Origin of the sequence: Anaerovibrio lipolyticus (assembly GCF_021531495.1) — a bacterium.
In the GTDB taxonomy this organism is placed as follows: domain Bacteria; phylum Bacillota; class Negativicutes; order Selenomonadales; family Selenomonadaceae; genus Anaerovibrio.
In genome coordinates, this window is sequence record NZ_JADYTY010000044.1 from 1 (window position 1) to 10,414 (window position 10,414).

Genomic DNA, 10,414 nt, shown 5'->3' on the forward strand with positions numbered 1-10,414 from the left:
TTAGAATAAATCATCAGATAGGGCCATTAAGTCGGACAGAGCAAAAGTCGTTATGACCGCAGGCTGTATTTCGGAAAAGTTTAGTTTCATATTTATGATATTAGGGAGATAGGCAACTCTACAAATCAGAATTTGCAAAATCTGAAGGATGTGATGCATTGAAATAGGTTTGCAAATAATCTTTTCCTTAGATATAATCATTACAATCACAAATAGCTTTAGCAACTATTGCGTAATAAATAATTATGGAAGTGAAATAAATGCCAATATACAATGCACCGATTTTGGCGGTGGATCCTGTGGAAACTAGAAGATATGCAGGCCTGCAAAAGGCAGAGGACTTTAAGCAGGAGCTGATAGACAATGCTTGTCAGGAGGCCCAGCTTTTGATTCAGCCTAAGGGAATCTGGCAGATTTACGATTACGATGCAGAAAGTCAGACGGTCTACAATCAAGATCATACAGTGGAAGTAAAGCTGCAGGGCAAAAGCATAGGGAAACATTTGCAAAAAGCCTGTCAGGTGGTAATTATGTCTGCCACTATTGGAGAGGATATTGAAGACCAGGTAACCCGTTCCTTTGAGGAGGGAAAATACAGCTTTTCCATGCTTTTGGATGCTGCCGCTACCACAGCTATTGAGGAGGTAGCTGATGGGATGGAAAAGAATATATTTAATGTAGTTAAAAGGCAGGGGCTGGCCATGACATGGAGATTCAGTCCGGGATATGGGGATTGGCCTATTGAACAGCAGCCAGAGGTGCTGTCCCTGGCTCATGGGAAGGAAATCGGGGTGTCCTTGACGGAAGCCTTGATGTTGACACCTCGTAAATCCATTACGGCCATTATCGGTTTATATTATCCAGATAAGGAATGTGAAAAGCCAAATGGCAAGCACGATTGTAGTCAGTGCAGTAAACTGGATTGCCCAGCTCGCCGCAGTTAATATATTACTTGCGAAATTCTAGCAAAAATAGTACACTAACCACACGACTAATTTATTACATTGAAGTATTTTGCCTTAGGCAGAATTTGTTTTGAACTAGAATAGAGGTAATTATATGATACATATTTTTGATGGTGCTATGGGAACCATGTTCCAGCAGCTGGGACTTTTACAGCCAGGTGCCTGTCCAGAAATGCTTTGTGTGGATCATCCTGAGCAGGTTACCAAGGTGCATCAGCGTTATGTAGATGCAGGATCTACCATTATTGAAAGCTTTACCTTTGGTGCTTCTGCTTTGAAGCTGGAGCATTATGGCCTTAGCGATCGAGTGGTGGAAATCAATCAGGCTGCGGTAAAGGCGGCCAAGGCTGTTAAGGTGCCTGAGGGAGGCTGTGTAAAAATCGCTGGTGGCATGGGGCCTTCCGGTAGATTTATTAAGCCTTTGGGAGATTTGGATTTTGAGGAAGCCTATGATAATTACTATCAGCAGGCTCAGGCTTTGGAATCAGCAGGTGCAGATTATATACTGATAGAAACCTTTATTGATATTCAGGAAATGCGGGCAGCTCTTTTGGCGGCTAAGGATGCTACTAAGCTGCCAGTGATTTGTCAGCTGTCCTATAGCGAGGATGGCCGTACCGTTACAGGTACTGATCCTCAGACTGCCGCTATAACCTTGGATGCTATGGGGGCAGATATTATTGGTATCAACTGTTCTCTTGGCCCTGAACAGCTGGTGCCTATTGTAAAAATTATTTCCCAGAACACTGCCAAGCCTATTAGTGTACAGCCCAATGCCGGTATGCCTCAGTTGGTGGAAGGCAAAACCATCTTCCCTATGGGGCCAGAGGATTTTGGCACCTGGGCACCAAAGTTGGTACAGGCTGGTGCTACCTATATTGGTGGTTGTTGCGGTACTACCCCAGAGCATATTGCAGCTATTAAATCTGCTTTGGAGGGAGTGGAGGAGCCAAAATTTGTGCCTCTGCGTCGTAGGTTAATGTTGACCAGTCGCAGTAAAACCGTGATGGTGGATAAGGAACTGCCTACTGTTTTGATAGGTGAGCGCATTAATCCTACAGGCAGAAAAAAGCTGGCAGCCGAAATCAAGGATGGTTCATTTGTGTCTGTAAAGAGAGAAGCATTGGACCAGGTTAAAGCTGGTGCAGGGCTTTTGGATGTAAATATGGGTGTAGGCGGTATTGATCAGGCAGCTGCCATGAAGCGGGCGATTACGGAAATTGCTCAGCTGACAGATGCTCCTTTGGCCATTGATACCAGCGATCCTGTAGCCCTGGAGGCAGGCTTGCGGGCTTATCCTGGCCGTGCCTTGATAAATTCTGTCAGCGCTGAGGTGGAAAGGCTGGAAAAATTTATTCCTTTGGCTCGTAAATATGGTGCGGCCATTTTGTGCCTGCCTTTGACAGACGAGGGCATTCCCAAAACTGCGGAAGAGCGGTTGAAGGTTATGGATATCATTATTAGCACTGCTAAAAAGGCTGGCTTACAGGATGGCGATTTTCTGCTGGATGGTTTGGTTATGACCATTGCTGCCGATGCAGATGCCTGCAACCATACGCTGGAAACTCTGCGGCTTTACCGCCAGCGTTATGGCTATCCTGCTACTATGGGCCTGAGTAATATTTCCTTTGGTATGCCAAATCGTCCTCTGATTAACAGTACTTTCTTTACCATGTGTTTGGCCGCAGGTTTGGATGCGCCGATTATGAATCCTTATGATGAGTCCATGCAGAATGCATTGATGGCTTCTATGGCTTTGCTGGGCAAGGATGCTAATGGCCGGGATTTCAGCCGTAATGACAAAAATTTGGCAGTGCCTAAAAAGGCTGCGGTGGCCAAGCATGTGGAGTTAAGTCCTTTGGAGGCTCTCAAGGCTGCGGTTATTGAAGGTGAAGCTGATGAAATTCGTTCCCTGGTGGAGAATGCTCTTAACACAGGTATTGAGCCTAATGAGCTGACGGAAAAGGCTTTGACGGTGGCAATGAATGAGGTAGGTGTAGATTTTGGCGCCGGACGGGTTTTCCTGCCTCAGGTTTTGCTGTCTGCCGAGGCTATGCGCAGTGCCTTCGTGGTATTGAAGGAAAAATTCCCTGCCTCTGCTGGTGATAATACCAAGGGCACGGTGGTGCTGGCCACTGTTAAGGGCGATGTGCACGATTTGGGCAAGAATATTGTAGGGGCCTTGCTGGAAAATAGTGGTTTCAATCTAATCGATTTAGGCAAGGATGTTCCAGCAGAGGATATTGTGGCAGCTGCCAAGGAAAATAAGGCTGCCATTGTAGGCCTGTGTGCTTTGATGACCACTACCATGACGGAGATTGACGAGGTTATTCGCCAGTTGAAGAAGGAAAATATTCCGGCCAAGGTTATGGTAGGGGGGGCAGCCCTTACTCAGGAATATGCTCAGGAGGCTGGAGCAGACTTTTATGCTTCTGATGGTGTTAAAGCTCTGAATATTGCCAATAAAATTGTGGGAGAGAACTAAATCTTGTCAGTTTTTTTTCAGATTAATGGAGGAAAATAGGTGGTAGTGGGTTTTGCAAAGTATGACAAAATGTGGTAAAATACTTTGGAAAATTTTTAGAGCTATTAGGTGCATTTTGAGTTTGGAGGAGTTTACTTGAGTAATCAAGAAAACAAAGAAGAGAAAAAAATAGCAAAGGAATATACCATCCGCATCAGCTCCAATGATGGACAGGATGCTCGCAGCATTCACTTGCCAGCCAAATGGGTGAAATGTGGTATTGCATCTGTTGTTGCAGGAGCCTTGCTGCTGGTAGGAGCCTTTGGGTACTCTACCTATACAAGCTATTCCTTGCGGGATGAGGCTGCTCAGATAGAGCGTCTCCAGCAGGTAAATAGCATTCAGCAGGAACAGCTGCTGCAGCTGTCCAAGAAAGCAGACAATCTTCAAAGTCAGCTTAGTGAGCTGGGACAGGTGGAGATGGAGTTGAGGCAGATTACTGGCATGGAAGCTGGAGCCAATGATACACCACAAGGCAATGGCGGTGATGGCACTCATAATGGTCAGGGTGGCCCTGTTAACCAGAGTCTCAATATTGAGAATGTGAGTACAGTTTTGAGTGATTTGGAGCAGAGAATAGCTATTCGCAAGGCCAGCATTCAGCAGCTCAAGGAAGCCATGAAGGAGCAGCAGACCTTGCTAGGCAATGAGCAAGGGGAAGCTGTTACTATACCATCTATTTGGCCTACTACTGGTGATGTTAGTTCTCCTTATGGCTTGCGCTGGGGTGGTTCTGATTTTCATCCTGGTATTGATATTGCCGACGATGCAGGTACTCCGATTGTGGCTACGGCTGATGGTGTAGTAACTGACGCAGGCTGGAACTCTGGTGGTTATGGCAATATGGTGGATATAGATCATGGCAATGGCTATTTGACCAGATATGCCCATGCCCAGGCTGTGGTAGTATCTCCAGGGCAGTATGTCCGCAGAGGCCAGGTTATTGCCTATATGGGCAGTACTGGATACAGCACTGGCCCTCATGTACACTATGAGGTGCGGATTAACGGCAGAGCTGTAAATCCAGCAGGGTATTTGTAAATAATGTTTATATGGTACCTGTGGGAAAATAGTACATAATGTAAGGTCGTTGTATAACCGTTAGGATATACAACGACCTTTTTCTATGACTTATTTGTTATTATATATTTCTGTAAAAGAATAAAGTATTACGGTATACAAGAATACAATGAAAAACATAAACAAGCTATGATAAGAGGCCTTGGTCTTTGAGGCTTGTTATGGCGGGATTGAGAGGATATTTTTCATTTATCGCTGAGTTGTATAATTATAAAATATGCATGATTTTTGTATATTTATGCATTAAGAAAATAATAAAACCAATAAAATCAAGGGTTTTATGGGCTTTACTGTGGTGAAGTATTGAATATTTATATTGACAGTTACCCATAATATACCTATAATAATACTTACCGCAGACAAATATACTAAAAGTTAGGTATAAATGTCCGCCGGTGAATGATAAACTATATCGGTTACTGAATGGCTTCTATTACATAAACATATAGAAGCTATCCAATAGCTTATATCAGCTTATTGTCTATATGTGTGTATTGGAGGAGTGTTAATATGTGTAGAATTGGTTCTATCAAGAGCAAGGTGCCTGTGCATCCATCTAAGGCCCTGCATCTGATGCTGCCTCAGCAGGAGGGACATGATAACTCCGGCTTTGCAATGGTTATGCAGGATTTGTATGGAATTTTTTCCACCTACAAGGATAAGCCTTTACTTTCTATGGCCTGCACCCAGAAGGGCAATCAGATGGTAGAGGAATACATGGACAGCCATAACTTTGTGCAGTTGGCTGAGTGGATTCCTGTACCTAATAAGGAGCCTGGTTTGGATATTCAGGCTATGCCATATTATGTATTCCGTAACTATGATTTCCCTGAGCATTACAACGAGCTGTCCCAGAAGGAAAAGGAGGATGTACTGCTGAATACCCGTCTGGCTCTCCGCAAGCTGTTGGAGGATGCTGGCGAGGGGTATGTATATTCTTTCTGGCCTGATGTGCTGACTCTGAAGGAAATTGGCGATCCAAGAGATATTGCTACTTATTTCCATCTTTGGGAGGACAATGGCTGTCTGTCTGCCAAGAATATTGTGGTACAGTGTCGTCAGAACACTAATTATGATATTGTTCGCTATGCAGCGCATCCATTCTTCCTGCAGGGTTATACTCTTTGTGCTAATGGCGAGAATACTTTCTACACCAAGAATAAGGAGTTCCAGAAGTCTCTCCATCGTGGCTATATTGGTTTCGAGTCTGACTCCCAGTGCTTCCTTTACACTCTGCATTATGTGCTTCACGAGCTAAAGTGGCCTATTAACTATTACAAGCATGTTATTACTCCACTGCCTTTCGAGGAGATTGAGAAGCGTGAGGATAAGGATGTTCTCACGGCTATTCGTCAGTCCCTGGCTCATCTGGAAATCAATGGCCCAAATACTATTATTGCCACCTTGCCTGACCATCGCATGATTACCTGCTGTGACTCCAAGAAGCTGCGTCCAGTGGTTATTGGTCAGGATGAAAACACTGTGGCTATTGCCTCAGAGGTTTGCGGCTTAAATGAAATTATGCCAGATAGAGATATGACTAAGGATATTTATCCAAATGAGCGTGAAGTAATCGTAATCGACAATGAGCTGGAGGTACAGAGATGGAAGCAGTAAAGACACAGGATATTTCTGTAAATGACCTTGCCTGGAAAATTGAATATCATGCAGATAGATGTACTATGTGCGGCAGCTGTGTAGCTAGCTGTTCCTTCAAGGCCATCAAAGTAGAAACTCAGGCTCAGTCCATTGTGGTTTCCACAGATAGTCAGCCAAAGCCAGAGCATAGACATGTGGCCCGTCCAATTATTAAGCAGGTAGCCAGCCTCACTGACTTCTGCCGTGGCTGCGGTATGTGCGAAAAGGTTTGTCCTAATAATGCTATTCATCCAGTGCGGAACCCAGATAGCAGAAAAACTCTTCTTTCTAAGGATGCAGGTCCTATTAAGCGTGGCGGCCGTACCAATCTGAATGCTCAGAGAACCCTGGATAGCATTATTGTTGGTCGTATTTCTCAGATGACAGACCCATCTCTGGATGCTGCTCGTCATACTTTTGATATTCGTTCTCCATTTGGCCGTGTTCTGTCTGCCAAGGAGCTGCCTTTCCAGATGAAGGATGGCAAAATGGTTATGGCCACCAAGACACCGCCAGTAAATTGGATTTATCCTTTGATTTTCTCCGATATGTCCATTGGTGCGCTGTCTACTCGTGCTTGGGAAGCAGTTGCTTTGGCCTGTGCTTACCTGAACGAGAAATGCGGTCTGCCAGTGCGTATGAGCTCTGGTGAGGGCGGTATGCCTGTAAAGCTGATGGAGTCTGATTATCTGAAGTATTTCATTCTCCAGATTGCATCTGGTCACTTTGGTTGGAACCGTATTGTTAAGGCTATTCCTCATATGGTAACTGATCCAGCTGGTGTTTTGATTAAAATCGGTCAGGGTGCTAAGCCAGGTGATGGCGGTCTTTTGCCAGCAGCTAAGGTTGCTGAGCATGTACAGGCTATTCGTGGTGTACCTAAGGCAACTCTTTCCTCACCACCAAATCATCAGGGCCTGTATTCTATCGAAGAATCTGTACAGAAAATGCATTTGTCCCTTAATGCAGCCTTTGGCTTCCGTGTACCGGTAGCTATCAAGTGTGCGGCATCTGCTACCTCTGTATCTGTATATAATAACCTTTTGCGTGATCCATACAAGATTTGCGGTGGTTTCTTTATTGATGGTATTCAGGGCGGTACTGGTGCAGCCAATGAGGTTTCCTTGGATCATACTGGTCATCCTGTTGTATCCAAGATTCGCGATTGCTATCTGGCTGCTGTAAAGCAGGGCTTGCAGGGACAGATTCCTCTCTATGGCGGCGGTGGTATCGGTATGACTGGTAATGCTGCAGCAGATGCCTTCAAGATGATGTGTCTGGGTGCTAATGGCGTATTTGTAGGTAAGGTATTGATTCAGCTTTTGGGCTGTGTTGGTAATGAGCAGGGCCGTTGCAACTCCTGTAATACTGGTAAGTGTCCAATGGGTATCTGTACTCAGGATCCTCGTCTGGTTAAGAGACTGGATATTGATAAAGGTGCTCAGAAGATTGTGGACTATGTATTGGCCTTTGATGCTGAGCTGAAGAAGCTGATGGCTCCTATTGGTAACAGCTCTATACCTGTTGGCCGTAGTGATGCCTTGGTATCTACTGATAAGGCTATTGCTGATAAGCTGGGCATCCAGTATGTGTGCTAATAAGGGAGGAGTACGGAAATGTTTGAGATAGAAACTATTAAGGGACATGATCGTATGTCCACCCAGGATTTGCTGTTGGCTATTGAGGAAGCTGTCCGCAACGGTGAAACTGAGTTTAAGATTCATGCTTCTGGTCAGCATGATATTGGCGGTCCATTGTGGAATGCTGAGGGCAAAAAGCTGTTTTTCCATGTAAGCAATGCTGGTCAGCGTGTAGGCTCCATGTGCCTGCCTAATACCGAGATTGTGGTGGAGGAATCTACCTCTGCTGATGTGGGTTGGCTGAATGCTGGCGGTATTATTACCGTGCATGGTGATGCTGGTGATACTGCAGGTCATTGCTCTGCTGGCGGTAAGATTTACATTGGTGGCCGGGCTGGTACTCGTAGTGGTTCTTTGATGAAACACGATCCTCTTTATGAGGAGCCAGAGCTGTGGATTTTGAAGAATACCGGCTCTTTCTCCTTTGAGTTTATGGGTGGCGGTCGTGCTGTTGTCTGCGGTTATGATTGTGATGAATTTACCTCTGTTTTGGGCGAGCGTGCCTGTGTAGGCATGGTTGGCGGCGTTGTTTATGTCCGCGGCCCTATTAGCTCTTATCCTGCAGATATTTGCTATCTGGATTTGGAGCAGGAGGATATTGATTTCCTGGCTGGGGGCATGGATGAGTTCCTGGCAAAAATTCAGAAGCCAGAGCTGAAGGCAGAGCTGTCTGATTGGTCTCAGTGGAAGAAGCTGCGTCCTCTTACCTTTGAAGAAAAGCAGGCTCAGCCAAAGAAGAGAGAATCTCTGAAGGAGTTCCGTACTCAGGAATGGGTAAAGGGCGGTATCTTCAGTGATGTTGCTATGGATGATTTTGCTGTTCATAATACTATTTCCCACGGCTTGTACCGTCTCCGTGTACCAAGCTGGGATAATGCAAAATTTAATGCTCCTTGCGAATTTAGCTGTCCTACTGGTATTCCAACCCAGCGTCGCATGAATCTGCTGCGTCAGGGCAAGGTGCAGGAAGCTATTGAGCTGGAGCTGGAATATACACCATTCCCAGGCTCTGTCTGTGGCAGTGTCTGCCCAAATCCTTGTATGGATGGCTGTACCCGTGGGGGTATTGATGAGCCAATTCAGATTGGCAATCTGGGCTGGTTGTCTGCTTACCAGCAGGTAGCTCCTCCAGAGAAGGAAACTGGTAAGAAAATCGGCATTATTGGTGGCGGTATGGCAGGCTTGTCTGCTGCTTGGCAGCTGCGTCGCAAGGGCCATGCTGTTACTGTATATGATGATGCTGAGCACATCGGTGGCAAGCTGGAGCAGGTTATTCCTAGGGGACGTCTGATGCATGATGTGCTGGTTAGCGAATTGAAGCGTATTGAGGGCATCGGCGTGAAGTTTGTGGCTTCCTGCCGTGTGGATAAGGCGAAATTTGCTCAGATTCAGCAGGAAAATGATGCTGTAGTTGTAGCTACTGGTGGCCATGAATCCCGTTATTTCAACTGGGAGGGCAAGGAGCTTTTGACTATGGGACTGGATTTCCTGAAGAAGGTAAATGCAGGTCTTAATCCAAAGGTCGGCAAACGAGTTGTGGTTATCGGCTGTGGTAATTCCGGTATGGATACCTGTCGTGCTGCCTATGATATGGGTGCTGAGTCTGTAGTGGCTGTGGATGTGCAGAAGCCAGCAGCCTTTGCTGATGAAATTGCTTATGTTGAGGGCCGTGGCGGCAAGCTGGTATGGCCGTTCTTTACCGAAAAGATTACCAAGGAAGGGGTATATGCCAACGATGGCAGATTTATTCCTGCTGATGAGGTAATTGTTTCCATTGGTGAAGCTCCTGTCTTGGATTATCTGCCAGAGGATGATTCCATCAAGAAGTTCCGGGGCAGCTGGCTCATTGCCAATGAGGATAAATCCATTCTGCCAGGAGTATTTGCTGCTGGTGATGTGATTAAGCCAGGTCGTTTGACTGATGCTATTGGCGATGGTATTAAGGCAGCTCATTATGTAGATGAATATGTAATGGGACAGGCTATGACACCATTCCCAGAGAAGCACAAGATTCCAGCAGAGCGTTTGTCCAAGGCATATTTTACCAAGTGCCATCATTGCAATTTGGGCGAGCCTGCTCAGGATTTTGCTCGTTGCATTAGCTGTGGTACTTGTCGTGACTGCAAAATGTGTTTGGAGTCCTGCCCAGAGAAGGCTATTACTCGTGTACAGCATGAGGATGGTTCCTGGAGCTATGAGTCCAATCCTGATAGATGTATCGGTTGCGGTATCTGTGCTGGTGTGTGCCCATGTGGCGTGTGGAGCATTAGTGATAATCCTGAGCCAATCAAGATGTATCGCACCTATAATAAAAACTAAGTTTTCTACAAATATTTGTCCAATACACAGAAATCCCCCCTTCGAAATTCGGAGGGGGGGATTTCATTTTTGTCTGTTTCACGTGAAACATTAAATGCAGATTTATAAATTCTGATTTGTAGCGCTAAAGACTTATTTGCATAACGGCATACATATACTCTTTACTGAGGCATGACATATACCCTTACAGGCACGCTCGCGCTATATTGATGTGCCTCACGCTGCTAAACTCATTTAATCGCATGAAA

6 protein-coding genes are annotated in these 10,414 nt (G+C 45.5%); all 6 read left to right on the forward strand.

Features of this window, described 5'->3' with window-relative positions; all coding sequences use genetic code 11:
• Positions 1 to 260 precede the first annotated feature (260 nt).
• The 6 genes from I6E26_RS10375 (at position 261) to I6E26_RS10400 (ending at position 10,166) form a co-directional block, all read left to right on the forward strand.
• Positions 261 to 944 carry a methionine synthase gene (locus I6E26_RS10375; RefSeq protein WP_235321793.1) on the forward strand — a complete coding sequence of 228 codons (684 nt, stop codon included), beginning with the start codon at positions 261 to 263 and terminating at the stop codon, positions 942 to 944.
• A gap of 115 nt (positions 945 to 1,059) precedes the next feature.
• On the forward strand, positions 1,060 to 3,450 hold the full coding sequence (locus tag I6E26_RS10380) for a homocysteine S-methyltransferase family protein (protein WP_235321794.1): 2,391 nt from the start codon (positions 1,060 to 1,062) through the stop codon (positions 3,448 to 3,450).
• A 135-nt stretch (positions 3,451 to 3,585) separates the two neighbouring features.
• The gene (locus tag I6E26_RS10385; RefSeq protein WP_235321795.1) at positions 3,586 to 4,530 is read left to right on the forward strand and encodes a M23 family metallopeptidase; all 945 of its coding nucleotides are present in this window, start codon (positions 3,586 to 3,588) and stop codon (positions 4,528 to 4,530) included.
• 549 nt (positions 4,531 to 5,079) lie between these two features.
• On the forward strand, positions 5,080 to 6,186 hold the full coding sequence (locus tag I6E26_RS10390; protein ID WP_235321796.1) for a glutamate synthase: 1,107 nt from the start codon (positions 5,080 to 5,082) through the stop codon (positions 6,184 to 6,186).
• Positions 6,174 to 7,805, forward strand: a complete 1,632-nt coding sequence (locus I6E26_RS10395; RefSeq protein WP_235321797.1) for a glutamate synthase-related protein — start codon at positions 6,174 to 6,176, stop codon at positions 7,803 to 7,805. The genes I6E26_RS10390 and I6E26_RS10395 overlap by 13 nt, the downstream gene beginning before the upstream one ends.
• A gap of 18 nt (positions 7,806 to 7,823) precedes the next feature.
• Entirely contained in the window at positions 7,824 to 10,166 is a 2,343-nt protein-coding gene (locus I6E26_RS10400; protein WP_235321798.1) for an FAD-dependent oxidoreductase, read from the forward strand.
• Positions 10,167 to 10,414 lie beyond the last annotated feature (248 nt).